The organism is Providencia sp. PROV252 (genome assembly GCF_033676005.1).
Taxonomy (GTDB): Bacteria; Pseudomonadota; Gammaproteobacteria; order Enterobacterales; family Enterobacteriaceae; genus Providencia; species Providencia vermicola.
Window position 1 is genome coordinate 4,078,589 of sequence record NZ_CP096294.1, and the last position, 20,988, is coordinate 4,099,576.

19 protein-coding genes and 1 pseudogene are annotated in these 20,988 nt (G+C 47.0%); 5 read left to right on the forward strand and 15 right to left on the reverse strand.

What is annotated here, in order from left to right; all coding sequences use genetic code 11:
* The first annotated feature begins 79 nt into the window (after positions 1 to 79).
* From hydN to hybG, 3 genes are read left to right on the forward strand one after another with little or no spacing between them, the layout of a single operon-like run.
* Positions 80 to 628, forward strand: coding sequence for an electron transport protein HydN (gene hydN, locus M1F05_RS18770; protein WP_206083330.1), 549 nt, complete (start codon positions 80 to 82; stop codon positions 626 to 628).
* 10 nt (positions 629 to 638) lie between these two features.
* The gene (gene hypA, locus M1F05_RS18775) at positions 639 to 980 is read left to right on the forward strand and encodes a hydrogenase maturation nickel metallochaperone HypA (RefSeq protein ID WP_206083329.1); all 342 of its coding nucleotides are present in this window, start codon (positions 639 to 641) and stop codon (positions 978 to 980) included.
* 21 nt (positions 981 to 1,001) lie between these two features.
* Entirely contained in the window at positions 1,002 to 1,274 is a 273-nt protein-coding gene (hybG, locus tag M1F05_RS18780; protein ID WP_206083328.1) for a hydrogenase maturation factor HybG, read from the forward strand.
* 57 nt (positions 1,275 to 1,331) lie between these two features.
* On the opposite strand, the gene hycI is transcribed toward hybG, so the two are convergent.
* The 11 genes and pseudogenes from hycI to M1F05_RS18835 form a co-directional block, all read right to left on the reverse strand.
* A complete protein-coding gene (gene hycI, locus M1F05_RS18785) occupies positions 1,332 to 1,784 on the reverse strand; it encodes a hydrogenase maturation peptidase HycI (protein ID WP_241016816.1) in 453 nt (150 codons plus the stop codon).
* A gap of 180 nt (positions 1,785 to 1,964) precedes the next feature.
* A pseudogene (locus tag M1F05_RS18790) lies at positions 1,965 to 2,336 on the reverse strand (formate hydrogenlyase maturation HycH family protein); the annotation flags it as partial.
* Entirely contained in the window at positions 2,329 to 3,111 is a 783-nt protein-coding gene (locus tag M1F05_RS18795) for an NADH-quinone oxidoreductase subunit B family protein (RefSeq protein ID WP_206083326.1), read from the reverse strand. The gene M1F05_RS18795 and the pseudogene M1F05_RS18790, both read right to left, overlap by 8 nt.
* The gene (hyfH, locus tag M1F05_RS18800) at positions 3,111 to 3,659 is read right to left on the reverse strand and encodes a hydrogenase 4 subunit H (RefSeq protein WP_206083325.1); all 549 of its coding nucleotides are present in this window, start codon (positions 3,657 to 3,659) and stop codon (positions 3,111 to 3,113) included. Before hyfH ends, M1F05_RS18795 begins: the two co-directional genes overlap by 1 nt.
* A 14-nt stretch (positions 3,660 to 3,673) precedes the next feature.
* Positions 3,674 to 5,407, reverse strand: coding sequence for an NADH-quinone oxidoreductase subunit C (locus M1F05_RS18805; RefSeq protein ID WP_206083324.1), 1,734 nt, complete (start codon positions 5,405 to 5,407; stop codon positions 3,674 to 3,676).
* Position 5,408: 1 nt separating this feature from the next.
* Positions 5,409 to 6,986, reverse strand: a complete 1,578-nt coding sequence (locus tag M1F05_RS18810; RefSeq protein WP_206083323.1) for a hydrogenase 4 subunit F — start codon at positions 6,984 to 6,986, stop codon at positions 5,409 to 5,411.
* Between the two features lie 4 nt (positions 6,987 to 6,990).
* Entirely contained in the window at positions 6,991 to 7,641 is a 651-nt protein-coding gene (gene hyfE / locus M1F05_RS18815; RefSeq protein WP_206083322.1) for a hydrogenase 4 membrane subunit, read from the reverse strand.
* 12 nt (positions 7,642 to 7,653) lie between these two features.
* Positions 7,654 to 9,096, reverse strand: a complete 1,443-nt coding sequence (locus tag M1F05_RS18820) for a hydrogenase 4 subunit D (RefSeq protein ID WP_206083321.1) — start codon at positions 9,094 to 9,096, stop codon at positions 7,654 to 7,656.
* Between the two features lie 13 nt (positions 9,097 to 9,109).
* A complete protein-coding gene (locus tag M1F05_RS18825) occupies positions 9,110 to 10,060 on the reverse strand; it encodes a respiratory chain complex I subunit 1 family protein (protein WP_272516206.1) in 951 nt (316 codons plus the stop codon).
* An 11-nt stretch (positions 10,061 to 10,071) separates the two neighbouring features.
* Entirely contained in the window at positions 10,072 to 12,087 is a 2,016-nt protein-coding gene (gene hyfB / locus M1F05_RS18830; protein ID WP_206083320.1) for a hydrogenase 4 subunit B, read from the reverse strand.
* Between the two features lies 1 nt (position 12,088).
* The gene (locus M1F05_RS18835; RefSeq protein WP_206083319.1) at positions 12,089 to 12,706 is read right to left on the reverse strand and encodes a 4Fe-4S dicluster domain-containing protein; all 618 of its coding nucleotides are present in this window, start codon (positions 12,704 to 12,706) and stop codon (positions 12,089 to 12,091) included.
* A 719-nt stretch (positions 12,707 to 13,425) separates the two neighbouring features.
* Here M1F05_RS18835 and M1F05_RS18840 point away from each other — a divergent pair.
* On the forward strand, positions 13,426 to 14,829 hold the full coding sequence (locus M1F05_RS18840) for a cytochrome c peroxidase (RefSeq protein ID WP_206083318.1): 1,404 nt from the start codon (positions 13,426 to 13,428) through the stop codon (positions 14,827 to 14,829).
* 205 nt (positions 14,830 to 15,034) lie between these two features.
* Positions 15,035 to 16,276: a DUF1835 domain-containing protein gene (locus M1F05_RS18845; protein WP_206083317.1), complete on the forward strand. Its 1,242-nt coding sequence runs from the start codon at positions 15,035 to 15,037 to the stop codon at positions 16,274 to 16,276.
* Positions 16,277 to 16,322: 46 nt separating this feature from the next.
* Here the strand turns inward: M1F05_RS18845 and dmsD are convergent, their stop codons facing one another.
* The 4 genes from dmsD to M1F05_RS18865 all read right to left on the reverse strand — a co-directional run bounded on the left by dmsD (position 16,323) and on the right by M1F05_RS18865 (position 20,945).
* The gene (dmsD, locus tag M1F05_RS18850; protein ID WP_206083316.1) at positions 16,323 to 16,961 is read right to left on the reverse strand and encodes a Tat proofreading chaperone DmsD; all 639 of its coding nucleotides are present in this window, start codon (positions 16,959 to 16,961) and stop codon (positions 16,323 to 16,325) included.
* A 63-nt stretch (positions 16,962 to 17,024) separates the two neighbouring features.
* Positions 17,025 to 17,876, reverse strand: a complete 852-nt coding sequence (locus M1F05_RS18855) for a DmsC/YnfH family molybdoenzyme membrane anchor subunit (protein ID WP_206083315.1) — start codon at positions 17,874 to 17,876, stop codon at positions 17,025 to 17,027.
* 1 nt (position 17,877) lies between these two features.
* Positions 17,878 to 18,495, reverse strand: coding sequence for a DMSO/selenate family reductase complex B subunit (locus M1F05_RS18860; protein ID WP_206083314.1), 618 nt, complete (start codon positions 18,493 to 18,495; stop codon positions 17,878 to 17,880).
* Positions 18,496 to 18,509: 14 nt separating this feature from the next.
* Positions 18,510 to 20,945 (reverse strand): DMSO/selenate family reductase complex A subunit, encoded by a 2,436-nt coding sequence (locus M1F05_RS18865; RefSeq protein ID WP_206083313.1) that lies wholly within the window; start codon positions 20,943 to 20,945, stop codon positions 18,510 to 18,512.
* Positions 20,946 to 20,988 lie beyond the last annotated feature (43 nt).

A 20,988-nucleotide genomic window follows, 5' to 3' on the forward strand; every position in this document is an offset into this window, starting at 1 on the left:
TATAACTGAGTATCTAAATTGAAAACAATTACATCGGAACGTTGAATGTATTGTCTCATCTATCATTCAGGAGAGTAGGATGAACCGTTTCATCATTGCAGATCCAAAAAAATGCATTGGCTGCCATACCTGTGAAGTCGCGTGTGTGGTGTCCCACCAAGAACAAGAAACGGGGATCGCCACGGTCGTCAAAGATGAATTTTTCCCGCGTATTCATGTATTAAAAGGTTATACCGTCAGTACGGCGGTGGTATGCCGCCAATGTGAGGATGCCCCCTGTGCCAATGTGTGTCCAAATGGCGCGATTAGCCGTAAAGATGACTTTGTCTATGTTAACCAATCAAAATGTATTGGCTGTAAAACCTGTGTCATCGCCTGCCCTTACGGCACCATGGAAGTCATTAGCCGCCAAGTCGACCAGCAAGTGACCGCCCTCAATACCATTCCACAATACCGCGCTGAAGCCCATAAATGTGATTTGTGCCATACCCGCGAGGGCGGGCCTGCCTGCGTAGAAGTGTGTCCAACCGAAGCGTTAATGATTGTCGATAGAAACCGCATGGATGAAATCGTTAAAGAACGTCGACGCCGTGCTGCCTTTGAAATTCCCCCTGAAATCTTATTGTAAGGAGCGTGCCATGCATGAGGTCGCATTATGCCAAAATGCCTTTGAAATCATTGAGCAACACGCTAAGCAAAACCATGCACAGCGCGTCACAGGGGTTTGGCTCGAATTAAGTGCGGTCTCTTGTGTTGAAGAATCTGCGGTGCATTTTTGTTTCGACATTATTTGCCGCAATACCCTTGCGCAAGGGGCTATGCTCCATGTGTCTACCGTGCCCGCACAGGCACAATGCCGCGATTGCCAACGTACCGTGCAAATTACCCAATTTGAAGCGGGTTGCCCACACTGTGGTAGCCGAAACTTGCACGTAGACAGCAGCAGTAGCATGCAGGTCAAACAGATTGAAGTTGAATAATATTCTATGTAGGAGTTTGTTATGTGTTTAGGCATCCCAGGGAAAGTGGTCAGCGTAGGCGAGTCCCCAATGGATACCGCCCAAGTTGAAGTCTGCGGCGTCAAACGCGATGTGAATATTGCGCTGGTGTGTGAAGGGGAAACTGCTGCAATGGTTGGCAAGTGGGTGCTTGTTCACGTGGGCTTTGCGATGAGCATCATTGATGAGCAAGAAGCCAACGATACGCTAGCCGCACTCATGGCGATGGAAGAAGTCGAGGAAGATGTAGGCTACTTTTTACGAGGTAATGCTTAAGCCGAGGACAAATCGCAGCGCCTCACCGCACTGCGACCCTCCCCCCTTAGGGGCTGTTTATTCCCCTTCAAATAGGGTAAACCCACCTAACCCTTGCCACTGCGGCAGCGCGGCATACACTTGCTGAACAGCTGAAATCACTTTCTCGTTCATTGGCATATAAAAACCCACTAGATCGGGTTGAATACCTAAGAAAATAATCTCCTCAATATCCTCTTTTAATTGGTCGATTAAAAAATTGAGCGGCAAATTATGGGTGCTCATAATAAACATTTCAGCGATATCATCGGGATCAATAATTCGTATTTCCCCTGGGGCTAAACCAATATCGGCGGCATCCACAATCAACAAGCGCTGGGGTTTTAATGCACGTACTTGGTGAGACACGCTTTCAGGGCTGCTCCCGCCGTTAATTGCCTGCCAGCCCTCAATGGGGTTGGCTTGCATTAAATCAAATAGCATCGGTCCTGCACCGTCGTCCCCCATCATGCTATTCCCCACCGCTAACATTAAGTTTTGCACTGGTGATTGATTTTGCGAAGGCAATTGATTTTGCGAACGTAATGAATTCTTTGCAGAAGGCTCATCGTCGAATAACATCGAACTTTGTCGGGTTGTATGCCCCACGCCCTGCCGCTTCACAATCAAATAAATGGCGGGTTCCCGCTCAATTTCACCTAGCAGCTGAATCAGCGTTTCGCTCCACGCTTGGTAAGGGGACTGCGGGTCTTTGGCAAAACCATCTAATGCCAGCGCTAACATATTGGTATGGGTCGAGTCGATATTAATTTCGCCAAAGGTGATTAAGCCTTGTAACTTACGACGAGCCTCACCCTCTGGTAAGGCTTGAACCCATGATTGATAACCCGCTAGCGGACAAACTAACTCCGTTTTTAGGCAATCAATCATCCCAACGTGATGACCAATCGCCAACGAGTAATACATCACTTGCTGGGCATCTTCTGGAATGTCATCGTCACTGTCGACAAACTTTTGGCGCAAAGACCAAAAAAAGACTTCGCCTTCCGTTGGCGAAGGGCTAGCCGAAGCTGGACTACTCATGAATGCCTCCTTGCTTCAACACAGTGACTAAACGGTTAACAATGTCACGCAGACGAGGGTCTTGTTCTTCGTTAAGCCACGCTTGTAGCGTACTTTGCACTTGGGCAGGGCTTGCGCCATCCAATAAGGATAAAAATCGATCACTAATTTCACGGCCTTGGTAATAACCCGCTTGGCGGCGTGCTTCACGTTCGATCATCACCCGAGTGGCTAATGGAATTGATGGCAATAAAAGTTCTACTCGTTCACCATCAGCTTCATGGTGGTCTTGCGCTGATAATTTTTGTTTCAGTAAACCCAGTGCCACGGCAAAGCCATAAATGGTCGCCGCAGGTGTTGGCGGGCAACCAGGGATCCACACATCGATTGGCACGATGTGCTCGCTACCGCCCCACACGCAATACAGATCATGAAAAATACCGCCGCCGCAACCGCACGCCCCATACGAGATACAAATTTTTGGGTCGGGGGCGGATTCATAAGCCCGCAGTGCTGGCATGCGCATGGCGCGAGTCACTGCGCCAGTAAATAGCAAAATATCCGCATGGCGCGGGGAGGCAACCACTTTTATCCCAAAACGTTCTGCATCAAAAACGGGAGTAATTGCCGAGAAAATTTCGATTTCGCAGCCATTACAGCCACCACAGTCAACACGATACACATAGGCAGAACGCTTGATGTCTTTGAGCAGCGTACTTTTCAGTTTAGCCACTTGCTCATCCAATTGGATAGGCTGGCTAACATGGTGATTAATAGGAATATCTGGCAGACTCATTATTTATCTCCCTCAATGTGCAAGCGGAAATTTTGGCGGCCATTGTTCAGCAAATTGTTTTTTTGTTTACAGGATGGACAGGTTTCATACATCGGGCGTAGCGCTTCAATACCGCTTTCTTCGATACCTGATGCCACCATTAACGCCATCGCGTAATCCACCGATTTTTTAGGGGCGAATGCTTCGCCACATTCGCGGCAATGTTGTAAGCGGAAAGTGCCTTTCATGTACAAATCAGCCTTGTTCATGACTGCTGTTTCAAATTCTTCCGTTAAATGGATAGCGCGAGTCGGGCATACCTCTTCACAACGGGCACAGTAGATGCAGCGCCCGAGGAATAACTGCCAACGACGCTCACCACTTGCTAAGTCAGTTTCCATGGTTAATGCATTGGCGGGACAAGCCGAAATACAAGCCCCACAGGCAATACACTGCTGTGGGTCATACTCGGGTTTACCGCGAAATCCGTGTGCCACTTCGAGGGGCTTGAACGGGTATTTCACCGTTGCCGTTCCTGCATTTTGAAGGGTTTTAAACAGTTTAAACATAATATGCCCTCCGCCTATTTCATTATCGACGTTTTACGGTCGATGCTGTGCTGCTCAAGTTCTTTGTATGCCACTGTTTTCGCTTTACGTTTTTTCACGTCCACCAGCGTCACACGGTCGGTACAAGAGTAACAAGGGTCAAGACTACCGATGATCAGCGGCGCATCAGAAACGGTATTGCCCTGCAGCATATAGCGCAGCACTGGCCAGTTGGCATAGGTCGCCGCACGGCAACGCCAGCGATACAGTTTTTGGTTATCCCCTAACATGCTCCAGTGAACATCTTCCCCACGCGGCGCTTCGGTATAGCCCAACGCAAATTTATGTGGTTGATAGGTAAAGCCTTCTGTGAGGATTGGCCCTTCTGGCATATTATCCAGCGCGTATTCAATCATCGACAAGGAATCCAGTGTTTCTTTAATACGCACCATCACCCTTGAATACACATCGCAGCCATCAAGACTGAATAAGGTTTTTGGTAAGTTGCCATAATCGGCAAATGGGTGATCAAAGCGCACATCACGTTTAAAACCACTCGCGCGGATCATGGGCCCGACAGGGCTGTAGTCACGGGCAACTTGTGGCTCTAAGCGACCAACACCCACGGTACGCTGCTCCATATTTGGCGTGCTCAGTAGCATATCCACTAATTGAGTAACGTCGCGGCGCATTTCTTGTACCAATTGAATAGTTTTTACGCGCTGTTCTTTGAGAAAATCACGGCGAACACCACCAATCAGGTTAGTTCCGTAAGTTTTACGCGCCCCTGTCAGCAACTCCGCCATGGTCATGGATTTTTCACGCACACGGAAAAACTGCATAAACCCAGTGTCGAACCCTGTAAAGTGGCTCGCTAGGCCAATATTCAACAAGTGGCTGTGAAGACGCTCAACTTCTAAAAGGACACTGCGAATGGTGTGCGCACGTTGCGGCACGTAGATACCAAGGGCATTTTCTACGGATGAGGTATACGCCACACTGTGAGTAAAGCCGCAGATCCCGCAGACACGGTCAGATAAAAACGTCACTTCGTTATAGCCCATGCGAGTTTCCGCAAGTTTCTCCATCCCACGGTGCACATAGAACATACGGTAATCCGCATCGACAATACGCTCACCATCGACGAATAAACGAAAGTGACCTGGTTCATCAGAAGTAATATGCAATGGGCCGATTGGCACAACACGGCTTTGGGTTTTGCTGTCGTTAATAAACTCGTAAGTTTCAGTGTCTGTGGTTGGCGCAGGGCGCTGGCGATAGTCCATCGTGTCTTTGCGCAGCGGGTATAAATCTTCAGGCCAATCATCGGGCAGCACTAAGCGGCGCTCATCAGGCAAGCCAACAGGGCGCAGGCCGTACATATCACGGATTTCACGTTCTCCCCACACTGCAGCAGGGACACGCGGCGTTACAGACGGGAACTCTTGGGTGATTGGGCTAACAAAGGCTTTCACTGTCACCCAACATTTTTCCCCTTCTTCCATCGAGAGTGCGTAATACACCGCGAATTGGCCGTTAAGTGGGCGTTCATCATTGCCCCATAAAACAGGCAGCCAACCGCCACAGCCGTAGTAAAGAAACTCTACCACGTCAGGTAGCATATCCGTTTTTACGGTAATGGTGAGCTGATTAGCGGTTTGCCACTCTTCATCCAGTACCGCATGGGGAAATTTCTCGCGGACTTGTGCCAGATAGCCAACGCCTTTACGAACGCCTTGAAGGGTATCTGTATAGTTCTGATAGCTCACGTTATTTCTCCTGCACTGATGCGGTAGAGGCGCTAACACCCCACGGCCATTGATAATGTAATTGAGTAGATTCTGTTGGTGCTGTGCTATCGGTTAAGACAATGGTGGCAGCATTTTCAAGTAAGCGGCTTACAGGCTGCGGAATATGCGTTCCCATCACTAACATCAATACGATGAGAATAGCCATTGGTAAGGTAGTTAAAATACCCAGCTCACCACGGGACACGCAATCAGGTTGCGCGCCAAATAAGGTTTTCGAAATCATGCGTACTAACCCACCTAACACGATAGTGATCAATACTAAAACCAACAGTGTTAACCAAAAATGGTCAGCTGCGATCCCCGCAACCACAATCATGAATTCACTGAGGAAAATATTGAATGGCGGCATCCCGCCAAGGGCTAATGCGCCTCCCGCAAATACCACTGCCGTAAATGGCATGGTACGCAGTAGACCTTTCACCACGGTGATATCTCGCGTACCGTATTTCAATAGAACATTCCCAGAACCACAGAACAGCAAGGTTTTACCCAAACTATGGTTCAAGGTATGCAACAGCGCTGCTAACACGCCAAGTGGGCCACCAATACCTAACGCCACCGCAATCAACCCCATGTTTTCCACGCTGGAATAGGCCAGCAGGCGTTTCATATCTTTTTGCACTAAGATAAAAAATGCCGCAACCGCCACAGAGAGCAAACCAAACACTAGCAGTAGCGTTTGAGTGAATTCACCGCCGATCGCCGAGGTTACAATGATGTAATAGCGAATGATGATCAGCAGCGCGCAGTTAAGCAGTACCGCAGAAAGTAATGCAGACGTTGGGCTTGGTGCTTCACTGTGCGCATCGGGTAACCAAGCATGCATTGGGAATAGACCCGTTTTGGTACCAAAGCCAATTAGCACAAAAACAAAGGCTAAGTGCATTAAGGTTGGGTCGAGTAATTCAGTGTATTTCAGCACTTCGGTCCAGAAAATGGCCAGTTCAGGGTTTGGCATCACATTGACCGCATTCGCATACACTAAAATTGTCCCGAACAGACCAAATGCAACGCCTACGCTACAAATAATGATGTATTTCCACGCCGCTTCCAGTGAAGAACGCTGCCCGTAAATACCCACTAAGAATGCCGAACTAAGTGTGGTTGCCTCCACCGCTGCCCACATTAAAATCAAGTTATTACTGGTGATCACCAACAGCATGGTAAATAAGAACAAGTGGAAGAAACCATAGTAATTACATAATGTTCCTACACTAATTTCACCATCTGCCACTTCATGATTCATATAGCCGATGGAATACAAACCCGTTAAGAATCCGACAATACCTAAGATGGCGAGAAATAACCCTGCAAGGCTATCCAAATGGATCCAATTCCCTGCCATCAGTAAATCACCAACCTCATTGATGGTATTGACCATCCACAATGACAAAACCAACAGCGCCACAATGCCGACGATATGCACCAGTGTGACAACTGGCTTTGCACCGTTGCCCAGCAATCGGCACGCAAAGGCCAGCAGTGAAATAACCAGCGGCGTTGCCATTAATAATGTTAACAACATACTTTGACTCATCTCATCACCCCTTCAGCGCGGTCAGTTGATCCACGTTCAGTGTGTTGAGCGTGCGATAGATTTTACGCGCCAGTACCGCCATGATAATCACAGCGAAAATCGCATCAGTAGCAATACCGATTTCCACTAGCTCAGGCGCTTTATAAGCAAGTAAGGCCAAGGTTAGGTGAGAGCCGTTTTCCATCAAGCAGTAACCAAACGCCTGTTTAAGGATATTGCGCTGCGTCACGATGCACAGTAGGCCTAACATAAAGTGACCGAGGGAGACTGCCAACGCAGGTTTAAGCTCTGTGGCAATCGGCAATTTGATAGGCTCGACTACAAACCAGCACAACACCACAATCACTGCTGCCGCTAGCATTAACCACGCAGGGCTGATCACCCCACCGTTGGCTGACGGGTCAGACAGCTTGCGAAATGCATAACCTAAAATCACAGGAACTAAAATGACCTTGGTGATAAAAGCCGAACCTGCCCACATGGCTAATTCAGGCGCATTGAGGGTCTGGGACAAGGTGCCAAAAATCGCCACTAACACCAGCGATTGCAAGGCATAGAACCAGCACGAGGTCACCGGGCGCTTCGCCCCGATAACCAACAGCGAGGTGATCATCATCAATCCCGCTAAATTATTCACAATCATGGAACCAGTCATACTTTCTCTCCCTTAATTGAGCCAGATGACAGCGATGACACTCGAACAGAAGGACATCACGATCAGCAAACCAATCACCCACTGCATTGCCCATGGAACCGCGCTACCATTCGCCACTTCCTCACTTGGCTCACCAGGCACCACTTTACCGAACCAGTACAACAGCCACGCAAAGCTCGCGACCGATTCAATCAACACCAGCACCATGATTGGTGTGAGTATCCAGAAGTGTTCAGAAAGGGCGAAGCCTGCTGCGAAGATAGGGAATTTACTGAAGAAGCCGTTAAGTGGTGGTACCCCTGCAATTGCCAGTGCGGCAACGCAGAACCCCACGCCCAACAGTGGGTAACGTTTTGCTAAGCCACGTAAACGTGGCAACATCCTTGTTCCACAGCTATAACTCAGCGCGCCTGCAACCAAGAAGAACAAGCTTTTGGCAAATGCGTGGTTGAAGATATAGGCGATCCCCCCTTGGAAGGCCTCCTTAGAGCCAAAAACAGATAACGATAAGGCAAGGAAGATATAAGCCAGTTGAGTAATGGTTGACCATGCAAGCAGACGTTTCATGTCTTTTTGTGGCAGGTACATCATAAAACCATACACCAGAGTGATGACTGCCATCACCACGCCTACCCAACCAATGATTTCAGGCACATGATCCGAAGACATCAAGCTACGGGCGAAGATATAGACCCCTACTTTCACCATTGATGCGGCGTGTAAGTAAGCACTCACAGGGGTGGGTGCTTCCATCGCATCGGGTAGCCAAGCTTGCAGAGGCAATTGGGCTGATTTCCCCCATGCCGCAAACAAAATTCCGCCAAACACAATCAAACTTGCAGACTCATTGAGCTGGCCAATGGCACTCAACGCGAATGTCCCTGTGTTGATAAATAAGGTGGCAGCAGCCAAGTACAGCCCTAACGAACCAATGTGGGTGATAAGCAGTGCTTTCATCGCACTGCGTTGGGATTTTTCGGTTTGGTAATAACCAATCAATGCCCAAGAACATCCCCCTGTAATTTCGAAGAAGACCAACTGACCTAAAATAGTGGACGATAACACCACGCCAGCCATTGCCCCGATAAATACCAGCAAGAACGCATAATAACGGCGGGTTGGCCCATGGGCGTGTTCACGGTTCCCCTCAGTTAAATAACCCGTTGAATATAAACAGATTAAAAAACCCAAGAACACCACGGCAAACGCAATCAGGGTACTGACACCGTCAATTGTGAAGCCAAATAGTTCGACCTCCCCTGCTTGAATTAGCGTCAGTGAGGTAGCGGTTTTGCCACCCGATAAATACAACCAGCCGAGTATCCCTGTGCCGATTGAAGCAATCAATGCAACAATGGTGCTCAGCCACGGTGCCATGCGGGTGGGTAAGCTACTCACCAGTAACGCACCAATAAATGGAATAAGTAGCGTGGCGAGTGCAATATTTTCTAACATGCTGTGTCGCTCCTTATAGGCCAGTGAGGTAAAAAACGAATCCGAGTGCCGCAACACCGAATCCTAGCCAAGTCACATGGTGTGTCAGTAAGAAACGCCCACGCGCCAAACTGTTTTCCACCAGCGACGCCAGCACAAAAATCACCAGTAATTTCACCAGCAACAGCACTAACGCAATCAACAAGCTTCCCACTGTCAACACACTGGCATTACCAAATGGGAAGAAGATGGATAAAAACAGCACCGCCACAATCACCTGTTTGAGGCCAATGCCCCATTTCACTAACGCTAAACCTGAACCTGAATACTCCGTTAATGGCCCTTCTTGTAGCTCTTGCTCTGCTTCTGCCACGTCAAACGGGATTTTCCCCATTTCAATAAAGGTGGCAAAACCACACGCTAACAGTGCTAAAAAAGTGGCGGTGGGCGAAATCCAGCCTTCGCTCATCACTGAACTAATGGTGCCGATATTGGTTGAGCCGGCAATCAGCGCCACCACCAAGAGGCCAAGGAATAGAATTGGTTCGACTAACACCCCAAGGGTAAGCTCACGGCTTGCGCCAATTCCTGCAAATGGACTGCCAGTATCCAAACCTGAGAGTGAAAAGAAAAAGCGGAAAAGCGCAAAAATATACAGCACGATAATTAAGTCGCCCGCACCACTAAACAACGAGTTCAGGGTAAAAACGGGCAAAGCCATCGCTAACAGCAGCATACTGCCAAGCAGCACATACGGCATGATGCGAAATATAGCCCCTGAGTCACGTGGCGCAACAGATTGGCGTTTTAGCAGTTTGGTAATATCGCGGTAATCCTGCCAAATACCAGGGCCTTGGCGCGAGTGCATTTTGGCGCGAATTTGCCGTGAAATACCCGTAAATAGCGGGGTTAGCAGCAGCAAAATAACAGCTTGAATTACGGCAAAGAAGCCCATCATCAATGTCGGTGTTTCTTGAATTGTCATGATTTCTCCCCTTACGCCGCGATCACGACGAGCAGCACCACCAACGCAGCAACGACATACAGGCAATACAGTCTGAAGTCCCCACCTTGTAAGCACTGCATGCGCTTCGCAATTCGATTGATACAACGGACGAATGGGTAAATAATTTTTTCATCCCAGAAAGGCTCGACTTGCCCCGCCCCTGCTTTCGTCACTTCTAAGGTTTGTGCTAACCGTGCCGATGGGTCGAGTTGTTCACGCATGCGATATAGTGGCGCAAACATAGAACGCAGCGGTTGAGTGAAGCCCCCCGCAGATACAGACATGTCTTTTTCCCATGCATAACCACATGCCCACGCATCGCCTTTGCGGCGAAAGCCCATTTGCTTGCCTTTGAATACCAAGTAAATAATGAACGGAATAAGCGGTAAGGCGAGCAACAAAACGAAGGTCATCGCTGGGGAGATCATCGCTTGTGCCGCGCTATCAGGCATTAACATCGCTCCTTGGGCGACGGTAATATCCGTTGCGCTAGTTAATGACATCGCCACATTTGCCAATACTGGAGCAATCACGCTGGCACCCACGCCTAAGATCACGCAGATAACCGCTAAAATCAGCATCGCCGCGGTCATTGTCCAAGGCACTTCCCGTGCTTTAGTGGCTTGTTCGCTGCGCGCGCCTCCACAAAAACTGACACCGTACACTTTCACAAAACACATCGCCGCCAACGCCCCTGTGATGGCTAACATTACAATGGCGATAGGGCCACTGATACGCATGATGAATGTGCCTTCATGGCTCATTGAGAAAAGGGATTGATAGGTGTACCACTCACTGACAAAACCGTTTAAGGGTGGCAACGCTGAAATCGCCATACAGCCGATTAAAAAGGCCGTTGCCGTTAGTGGCATGAGTTTCGCTAACCCACCCATTTTCTCCATATCACGGGTATGAATGCGGTAAATCACCGCCCCAGCCCCAAGAAATAACAGCCCTTTAAATACCGCGTGGTTGAGCAAGTGGTAAACCGCACCGAGCAGGCCAATGGTCGCCAGTACTGGCATATTATTTGCCATACCGACCATGCCAACACCAACCCCCATCAAGATGATCCCGATATTTTCAACGGTATGCCAAGCGAGTAAGCGCTTAATATCGTGCTCTGCCAGTGCGTACATGACTCCAAGGACAGAAGACACAGCACCGAAGGCCAACACCACAATACCCCACCAGCCTTGGGTTGCACCTAATAGGTCGATACCCACTTTGATGATCCCAAAGATACCGATTTTCACCATCACCCCTGACATCAAAGCGGAGGCGTGTGACGGTGCTGCGGGGTGAGCTTGCGGTAACCAACTGTGTAATGGGAGCATCCCTGCCTTGGCGCCAAAGCCAAAAAATCCCAATAAAAACACGACGGATGCCATGGTTGGCGAAAGGGTGAGTTGGCGGAAGGAATCGAAATCTAAGCTGCCACTTTGTCGCCACATTAAGAAGAACGCTATCATGATCAGAATCGACCCTGCGTGGGCGATAAAGAAATACAGCAGGCCAGCACGAATCGATTTATCGTCTTGGTCAGCAATGACGAGAAACCAAGATGCGAGTGACATCATCTCAAATAAGATAATGAAATAAAACGCATTATCCATCACCACCAAGGCCACCATCGAGGCGATAAACAGATTGAGGAAGAAGCCCATGCTCCACGCCCCACGTCCGCAATATTCTTGAACATAGTTCAATGAATACAGGGCACTAACGGTAACCAGCAACGAAATCACCATCACCATAAAGGCGGCTAAGCTATCCATCCGCACCACAAAATGGGCAAATGGGAATGGCCCTTGCGCCATATACGTCAGAACCTCACCGTTCATTAAGACAGGGATGGCGCTGCATAGTCCCAATAATCCACCAATGATTGCCGAAATCCCCGCCACATAAATAGCGATTTTTTCTTGGCGCTTAAACAGCAGTGAAGCAAACCCACCGACGGTATATAAGGCAATTGACCACAAAAGTAATTGAAGCGCTGTCATGTTAAAGGTTCTCCTGCCGTGAGACAAAAATGTCGAACTCAGGCGGCATCGCATCGACAGACGCATTGCGGCGTTTCGCACTTTCGTGTTCCAATTGGTTTTCCTCAACCAGATGGAGGGCATCGGTTGGGCAAACCTTCACACATGCAGGGCCATCTTCGCTAAAGTCACATAAATCGCATTTCACGGCGATATTGCGAATACCCGCATTCCACGCTAAGAATGGGTTCATGGTCGGCAAACTGTCTGGCACATCGAGCAGCATTTCTTTTGGCACATATTGCTCAAAGAAATCAGGCATATCGACAGGTTTACTGCCTGATGGCGTAATCGCCCCAAACGGACACACTAAACCACAGAGCTTACACCCGATGCACAGGCTTTCATTCAATACGATCATGTCATTTTCATGTGTAATCGCATTCACTGGGCACACCCGCGCACACGGTGCATCGTCACACTGACGGCACAGCATCGGGGCGGTTAGCTCTCCTACTTTCACCACACTCAGTCTCGGATGTGATTGTAATCCCTGTGCTTTATGTGTTTCTGAGCATGCAGCCATACAGGTATTACATCCGATACAGAGTTGCGGGTCGGCAATCACAAAGCGATTCATTCGCCTTACCCTCCAATCAAATTGGTCGAATTATTAATATTGATAGGATGGTATTAGCATATTTCATGCCATGATTATTTTTGTTATTTATCAATTAATTAAATAAAAAACATTAAAAGTTCGACACTAATGACGATGAAGTTAGGGGGGTAAATAGCCATTATCGACACACATCTGCAATCGCAAGGATTTTCGAAGGAAATGAATTTTAGAAGAGAATTTACTGACTGAATCATTTTTAACGATTTTTCGGTAATAAAATAAAAATAATTCACTATTTTTACATCATTATTTTTAATTTACGCTTTATTTATTTCTTTATTTGATTCATTTTAAATATGCATTTAATTTGCAATAAACATAAAACCTGACTTAAATTATATTGAGATTGGTTAAATTTACTTAATTTATTTGAATTAACAGCAAAGTCATCATTAATGACCAGTCAGTAACAAATGATAATTTCAAATAAAAATAAAATCACGAAAATAAATATAATTCAATAAAATCAGCAAACTACAACAAACAAAAGACGATAAAAATATATTTTATTCTTATTGATAGGTAAATCTTATTTCAGCAATCGATTAAACCAATGGTTATCATTGATAAAAATCAAGAACCATTGCGCTTTATTTATCCATCATAGTCCAGCTATAGAATTATATTAACTAAAAATATTTAATTATATTTGACCGCAATCTTCCAAGGATAGTGTAATGAAAAAACTTACTCGCATTACGGTCGCTGTCATATTTTTGCTTTTACTCGGTTATTTTGGGTTATCGGGATATGTGTGGTACCACGATGATCAACGAAGACAAAATAATGACATTCAGACATCTAAAATTGCAGAAAATAATCAAGTCCTCCAATTCTTTGCCGAAAAAGGATGCGATTACTGTCACACGCCGTCAACTGACTTACCTGCTTATGCCTCATTTCCAATCGCTAAACAACTGATGGAATACGATATCCAGCTGGGTTATAAATCCTTTAACCTTGAAGCCGCTCGCGCTGCGTTAATTGCGGGAGAACCCGTTCCTCAGAGTGAATTGAATAAAATTGAGTGGGTGATGCAGAATCACACCATGCCACCAACACGCTATGTCGCACTGCACTGGGCAAGTAGCGTGAGTGATGAAGAACGCACTAAGTTACTCGGTTGGATTGCGAAGCAACGTGCTGAGCATTATGCCACTGAAGACACTGCTGCGGAGCACCGCAATGAGCCAATCCAACCTATTCCAAAATCGATGGAAGTGGATGATAAAAAAGTCGCACTAGGCTTTCGCCTTTACCATGACGCTCGCTTATCGGGAGACAGCACCATTTCTTGTGCTCACTGCCATGCGCTAAACGCAGGTGGAGTTGATGGTCGTAAAACTTCTATCGGTGTTGGCGGGGCGGTAGGTCCAATCAACGCACCAACCGTATTTAACTCCGTGTTTAACGTTGAGCAATTCTGGGATGGTCGAGCCCCTGACTTACAAGCACAAGCAGGTGGTCCGCCATTAAACCCAATTGAAATGGCGTCCAAATCATGGGATGAAATCATTGTAAAACTGGATAAAGACCCAGTATTAAAACAGGATTTCAATGCGGTTTACCCTGAAGGATTCACAGGAGACAACATCACTGATGCCATCGCGGAATTCGAAAAAACCTTAATCACCCCTGATTCACCGTTTGATAATTGGTTACGTGGCGATAGCACTGCACTGACGGCGCAACAGTTGCATGGTTACCAATTATTTAAAGAGAATAAATGTGCGACTTGCCACGGCGGCGTGATCCTCGGTGGTCGTTCTTTCGAACCGTTAGGCTTGAAGAAAGACTATGAATTCGGTGAAGTCACTGCACAAGATATTGGCCGTATGAATGTCACCTCTGAAGAGCGCGACAAACTACGTCAAAAAGTCCCAACACTGCGTAATGTTGAGTTAACCGCGCCGTATTTCCACCGTGGTGACGTAGCAACCTTAGATGAGGCAGTGAAACTGATGCTGCGTTATCAAGTCGGTAAAGAGCTACCACAAAAAGATGTCGACGATATTGTTGCTTTCTTGAAGAGCCTAACAGGTGTTTACACACCGTATGTCCCACAAAGCGAAGCACAATAAGAATTGATTGAATTGTATCTCAATAGCACCGCAGGCTTAGGCTACGGTGCTATTTTATTTGCCTCCCCCCGCTATTTTTATTATATTTCGAGCTGTGCATCTGCCATGCATCCATCCGCGGAAAGAGCCCTGCTCAGGCTAACTCACTTATTCATTTATCTTACGGCCCTACCTGAATGCGGATATCGGTAATCAAGGAGCTCGTATGCCAAAATTTCCTGTTAATAACGGGTTAATCAACCTAAATTTTTTTCGTAAAAAAGCCAAAAAGCTACTGCAACAAATGAAAGCGGGGCAAGCTTCAGAGCAACGTTTATTGCTTGAGCAAACCCATCCTCACGCTGATATCACTTTAGCATCTGCACAATGGTTGGTTGCCAATGAACTTGGCTTTTCAAGCTGGCCAAAGCTAAAAGCCCATGTCGATACGGTTTTATTTGCCGCAAATAACCCAAACTTTAGCGCCGATAATGAAAGCCAAACAACGCATTGGCGCTGCGGTCATGATATTGAACATAAACTGCGGGTGGCGGGTTTTACTGGAGCTTTTGTCCCATTTACTGACCCCTTTTGCCTTGGTCCCGTCCCTTCTCTGCCTTTTGATCAGTATCGTTCGTTGCGAACTCATACACTTAGCCAATATTTTTCTATCCCACTTAAGAAAATTACCCAGCAATTTGATCAAGAATACCATGCTCTATCTCAGCTAGCGGAGAGCGAAAAAGTCATTTTCTGGTGTGAAGCAGACCCATATGATCAACTGTTTTTAATTCGTGTTCTGGCAAACCTCAACCCGACTTATCCTTCACTTGAACTGATTGATATAGCTAGCATTCCTGGCATAAAACGCTTTGTCGGCTTCGGCCAGCTTTCGCCTGAGATTTTACCTTGGCTATGGGCACAACGAAGAACTATCGGACGGACAGAAATTGAGATTGCCAAGCACGTCTGGGCAGCATTTACCGATGAGAACCCAACAAATTTTGCCAAAGCCGCGCGGCAGCATTACCCCACTCTACCACTGCTTGCGCCTGCATTATTCAGAATGTTGCAAGAGTATCCCAATAACCAAACAGGGCTGTCCCTCACAGAATCCCTAGCACTGCATTATCTCCGTGATAACCCTGGTGCGACCCTTGAGGATACGTTTAAAACCCTTATTGAGCACCTGGAACCTTTGCCATTTTTAGGGGATTTGATGTTTTATTGCCTACTCAAACCTTGTTTAATCGGTGCCACACCACTATTAACATCAAACGACCAACAACGACCTTTTGAAAAACAACCTTTATTCCTTAGTGATATAGGCGAAAACGTACTTAATGGTCACGCCTATGCACTCAATTACATTGAAGAAACACGATGGGTTGGCGGAGTGAGTTTTTCAGGAAAAAAATCACATTGGACGATAGATAACAGGCAAGAATTGGTTTGGCGGTTGGTTTAACGGTCCAAAAGAAAGAAAGCCAAAAATTTGGCTTTCTTTTCAGGTATTACTCCGGCGCATTCCCTTTGTAATACACCGTTTTTTGCATAACGGGTAAAGATAATTGCTTTTGAATTCCCGCTAGCGTTTCTTGCGTTAGCATGGCGAGACCACGGTAAAAATTGCTATTGGCTTGCGTGGCGAAAACATCAAGAAAATGTGCTGACCAAGGTAGCAAGTGCCACCCTAGCAATTCCTCAAGGTCATTTCGCCTATCTTGTTCCGCCAGCCAGGCGGCTAACATCAAAATCAAACCAATGTGGTCTTCAGGCTCTTTTTGCGTTGTGGCAGGTTCAATACCTTTTGAACGCATCCATTGGCGCAGCTCAACGGTAGAATCCCCAAAAATAATATTTTCTTTATCTAACCACACAGAGCCCCAAGGTGGTGCAGGTAAGGCATAGGGGCCGATAAATAACCGCTGCCACGCTTCATCAAGTGGCTCATTTTGTTTTGTTGAATCTGCAAATAATGCGTTAATTTCATTGAGTGATGCCAACGAAAATGGCCACTCTTCATGCCATGTTGGCTCTCGCAAAATCGCGATGAGCTCCGCGTTATTTTCACTGTCTGGAGCAAAATAAAATAAAGAACCCAAAACCCGCCCCGTTACAGCAACGTGTTCAAGAAATTGCGCATCATGCATATTGATTGTCTCTGCGTTTTCAACGTAGGGAAACTGGCTCCCTACGTTGAGATGTTTTACCGATTAGGCGACTGCCATTCCTACTGTCATATGTAGACCATAGAACAGCCCGCGTCCAATTAATTCGCCGAACAACACCAACAATGTGCCGATGAACAAACTGATAACGGATGGCTGGTTTTGCTTCATTAGCGGTAAAATCCATAACATCAAACCAAGGCTTGTTGCCACTAAACGCACCATTTGCAGCGAACCAAAATCAGGAACTAAAGCACTCGCACGTTGTACCGATGATGCTATCAGTGCGATTTCACCACTTTGCACCAGCACAGAGGCAATCGTAATCACATACGCCACAATGCTGATCAGTGCGAGCCGCCCACTGTGGCACGGAAATTTAGCAATACGTAATAACAACGTACCTAAAATCGGCCCAACGACAAAGGCAGTCATAAAGAAGCCAATCGTGGTATGTGGCGTGTTCCATGTCGGTACTGTGCTTATCATATAGACACGAGTCATCGCCCAGACGAATAACAGTCCCATCGCCATGGTGAGAAGCAACCAAATTTTACCGAGCCCTTCAGGCATTTTCTTCAGCACCGCCAGCAGCCACCATAAGCCCCCCAGTGCAAAAAAGAGGGAGCCAAACAGCACTTCATTACTCAGTGATGATGAAAAAACACGGTTCATTGAGTTAAATGCACGTAACGGCGACCCCATATGCATCATGGACGCCAAGAAACCTAACCCCATCAGCACCCACAAAGCCAGCATTGCATTCACAATACGCTGTTTTTGCTGTTTATCATCTGTCGATAACCACGCAAGGCCAGTCACAATCACTGCCCCCGCAATACTTTGTCCTAATACTGTAAACAGGATCAGCGGCCATTCATGTAATCCGTTGCCCATCTTATACCTCCCTTGGGTTAGCTAAGTGACCCGTGGTGTCGTTCACAGGGCGGCTATTCGCATTCGGCTTAATAACAATATTTGGCTTGGTGTAATGCGCTTCAGGCAATGGCGCTATCTCCGCCAAGGTGCCATACGTTTTGCGCAGCTCCTCGATTGGGCCAAAATCCAATGCACGCAACGGGCAAGATTCAGCACAAATCGGTTTTTTCCCTTCGGCCACACGTTCATAACAGCCATCACATTTTGTCATATGCCCTTTTTCAGCATTAAACTGTGGTGCACCATATGGACAAGCCATATGGCAGTAACGGCAACCGATACAGACACTTTCATCCACAACCACAAAGCCGTCTTCACGCTTGTGCATCGCCCCGCTTGGGCACACTTTGACGCACGCGGGGTCTTCACAGTGATTACACGAAATTGACAGGTAATAACTGAAAACATTTTGGTGCCAGACGCCGTTATCTTCTTGCCAGTCACCGCCTGTATATTCATAAATACGCCGAAAATTCACTTCGGGAGATAAATTTTTGTAGTCTTTGCACGCTAATTCGCACGTTTTACACCCCGTACAACGGGCTGAATCAATATAAAAACCATATTGTGTTGTCATAATTTATCTCCTCCCTATACCCGAGCCACTTCAACAAGATTGCTGTGCTGCGGGTTGCCTTTTGCCAGCGGCGACGGGCGCTGCGTGGTCAGGACATTAAGGCTTCCCCCGTGGTCTATCTTGTTTTCATCTGGCGCATACCATGCCCCTTCCCCCATTGCCACAACACCTGGAATAATTCGTGGCGTCACTTTCGCATTGATATGCACTTCACCACGGTCATTGAATATACGTACCATATCGCCATTTTTAATATTACGGCGCGCAGCATCAATTGGGTTGATCCACATTTCCTGTAGGCAAGCGGCTTTAATCACATCTACGTTGCCATATGTAGAGTGAACACGGGATTTATAATGGAAGCCACTCAGCTGCAGTGGGTATTGCTTAGTCAGTTTATCCTCATGGCTTTCAAAGCCAGGGGAATACATCGGGATAGCCGAAATAAGATCCCCTTCTTCAAGAGTCCATGTTTTAGCGATATCGGCTAGACGGTCGGAGTAGATCTCAATTTTGCCTGATGGGGTATTTAATGGGTTCGCAATCGGGTCTTCGCGGAACGCTTTATGTGCCACCACGTGCCCCTGCGGGTTCATTTTTTTGTAGATCCCTTGCTGCTGGAAGGTCTCAAAATCTGGTAACTCAGGCAGTTTTTCCCTTGAAATTTCATATAAATAGCGCAGCCATTCTTCTTGAGTGCGCCCTTCAGTGAACTTTTCTTCAACCCCCATACGGCGTGCGATTTGCGTACACATCTCATACACAGTTTTACTTTCAAAACGTGGCTCAATGGCTTGGCTGGCAAAAATCACATAGCCCATATTACTCGCAGCACCATCGAGACAGAAATCCATTTGCTCAGAAGCCGTGCAATCGGGCAGAAGGATATCCGCGTATTTTGCCGATGCGGTCATGTGGTTATCAATGACCACAATCATTTCACATTTTTTATCATCCTGAAGAATGTCGTGAGTCTTATTAATATCAGAATGCTGATTAATCAAGCTGTTACTAGCGTAGTTCCAAATAAATTTAATCGGTACGTCCAGCTTATCTTTACCACGCACACCATCGTGAGTTGCGGTCATTTCAGGGCCACGTTCAATAGCATCCGTCCATAAGAACACCGAAATACTGGTTTTAACTGGGTTCTCAAGGGTTGGCATTCGCTCAAAGGGGATATCGTAATTTCCTTCACGCGCCCCTGTATTACCTCCGCTGATCCCCACGTTCCCCGTTAAAATCGGCAACATAGCAATCGCACGTGCGGTTTGTTCCCCGTTAGAATGGCGTTGTGGCCCCCAGCCTTGGCTAATATAAGCAGGTTTCGCACTACCGATTTCTCGTGCTAATTTGATGATTTTATCGGCTGGAATACCCGTAATTTTTGCTGCCCACTGAGGTGTTTTTTCAATGCCGTCATCCCCTTGCCCTAAAATATACGCTTTATAATGGCTATTTTTAGGCGCATTCGCGGGGAGTGTTTTTTCATCATATCCAACACAATATTTGTCTAAAAATGGCTGATCAACCAAATCTTCAGTGATCAACACATAGGCAAGCCCTGCCACTAATGCGGCATCAGTACCTGGACGAATAGGGATCCACTCATCTTCACGCCCTGCGGCAGTGTCAGTATAACGAGGGTCGATAACAATCATTCGTGCGTTAGAACGTTCACGGGCTTGTTCTAATTGATAAGTGATCCCCCCACCGCTCATCCGTGTTTCCGCAGGGTTATTTCCGAACAACACCACCAATTTTGAATTTTCGATATCGGACACGCTATTACCCGCACCACTGCCATAAGTATATGGCATTGCACAACTAATTTGTGCTGTGCTGTATGTTCCGTAATGGTTTAAATAACCACCCGTGCAGTTCATTAAACGCGCAATTGGCGAGTTTGCTGGCGGCCATGAACGCGCAACTGTCCCCCCTAAAGTACCTGTACCGTAGTTTAAATAGACCGCTTCATTACCGTAATCTTTAATAATGCGCTTGAGGTTACCACTAATTAGGTCGTAAGCTTCTTCCCAAGTGATTTGCTTGAATTTTCCCTCCCCTCTCGCGCCCACACGCAACATTGGGTATTTTAAACGATCAGGGTTATACACGCGGCGGCGCATAGAGCGACCACGCAGGCAGGCTTTCACTTGGTGTTTATCGCCATACACGTCATCACCCGTGTTATCGGTTTCAACGTATTTAATTTCCCCCTCCACCACATGCATACGCAGCGGGCAACGGCTTCCGCAGTTAACGGTACACGCACTCCAGACAATTTTTTCTTCCGGGGTTGGCGTCGCTTCATTGGCATTGGCAACATTGCTAAAAGGTAAACTTAATGCACCGCTAGCAAGCGCGAGCCCGCCCACCGTACTGGTTTGCACTAGTTTTCGACGGCTGATCTCCGATTGGAGTAATCCATCAGATAATGCTTTATCCATATCTGCCTCACTTAACATTGCTTCTTAATGTTATAAATAATTT

Coding starts and splice junctions, on each gene's coding strand:
- hydN (WP_206083330.1), top strand. CDS start 80: ATGAACCGTTTCATCATTGCAGATCCAAAAAAATGCATTGGCTGCCAT.
- hypA (WP_206083329.1), top strand. CDS start 639: ATGCATGAGGTCGCATTATGCCAAAATGCCTTTGAAATCATTGAGCAA.
- hybG (WP_206083328.1), top strand. CDS start 1,002: ATGTGTTTAGGCATCCCAGGGAAAGTGGTCAGCGTAGGCGAGTCCCCA.
- hycI (WP_241016816.1), bottom strand. CDS start 1,784: ATGTTAGCGGTGGGGAATAGCATGATGGGGGACGACGGTGCAGGACCG.
- M1F05_RS18795 (WP_206083326.1), bottom strand. CDS start 3,111: ATGAGTCTGCCAGATATTCCTATTAATCACCATGTTAGCCAGCCTATC.
- hyfH (WP_206083325.1), bottom strand. CDS start 3,659: ATGTTTAAACTGTTTAAAACCCTTCAAAATGCAGGAACGGCAACGGTG.
- M1F05_RS18810 (WP_206083323.1), bottom strand. CDS start 6,986: ATGAGTCAAAGTATGTTGTTAACATTATTAATGGCAACGCCGCTGGTT.
- hyfE (WP_206083322.1), bottom strand. CDS start 7,641: ATGACTGGTTCCATGATTGTGAATAATTTAGCGGGATTGATGATGATC.
- M1F05_RS18820 (WP_206083321.1), bottom strand. CDS start 9,096: ATGTTAGAAAATATTGCACTCGCCACGCTACTTATTCCATTTATTGGT.
- M1F05_RS18825 (WP_272516206.1), bottom strand. CDS start 10,060: ATGACAATTCAAGAAACACCGACATTGATGATGGGCTTCTTTGCCGTA.
- hyfB (WP_206083320.1), bottom strand. CDS start 12,087: ATGACAGCGCTTCAATTACTTTTGTGGTCAATTGCCTTATATACCGTC.
- M1F05_RS18835 (WP_206083319.1), bottom strand. CDS start 12,706: ATGAATCGCTTTGTGATTGCCGACCCGCAACTCTGTATCGGATGTAAT.
- M1F05_RS18840 (WP_206083318.1), top strand. CDS start 13,426: ATGAAAAAACTTACTCGCATTACGGTCGCTGTCATATTTTTGCTTTTA.
- M1F05_RS18845 (WP_206083317.1), top strand. CDS start 15,035: ATGCCAAAATTTCCTGTTAATAACGGGTTAATCAACCTAAATTTTTTT.
- dmsD (WP_206083316.1), bottom strand. CDS start 16,961: ATGCATGATGCGCAATTTCTTGAACACGTTGCTGTAACGGGGCGGGTT.
- M1F05_RS18855 (WP_206083315.1), bottom strand. CDS start 17,876: ATGGGCAACGGATTACATGAATGGCCGCTGATCCTGTTTACAGTATTA.
- M1F05_RS18860 (WP_206083314.1), bottom strand. CDS start 18,495: ATGACAACACAATATGGTTTTTATATTGATTCAGCCCGTTGTACGGGG.
- M1F05_RS18865 (WP_206083313.1), bottom strand. CDS start 20,945: ATGGATAAAGCATTATCTGATGGATTACTCCAATCGGAGATCAGCCGT.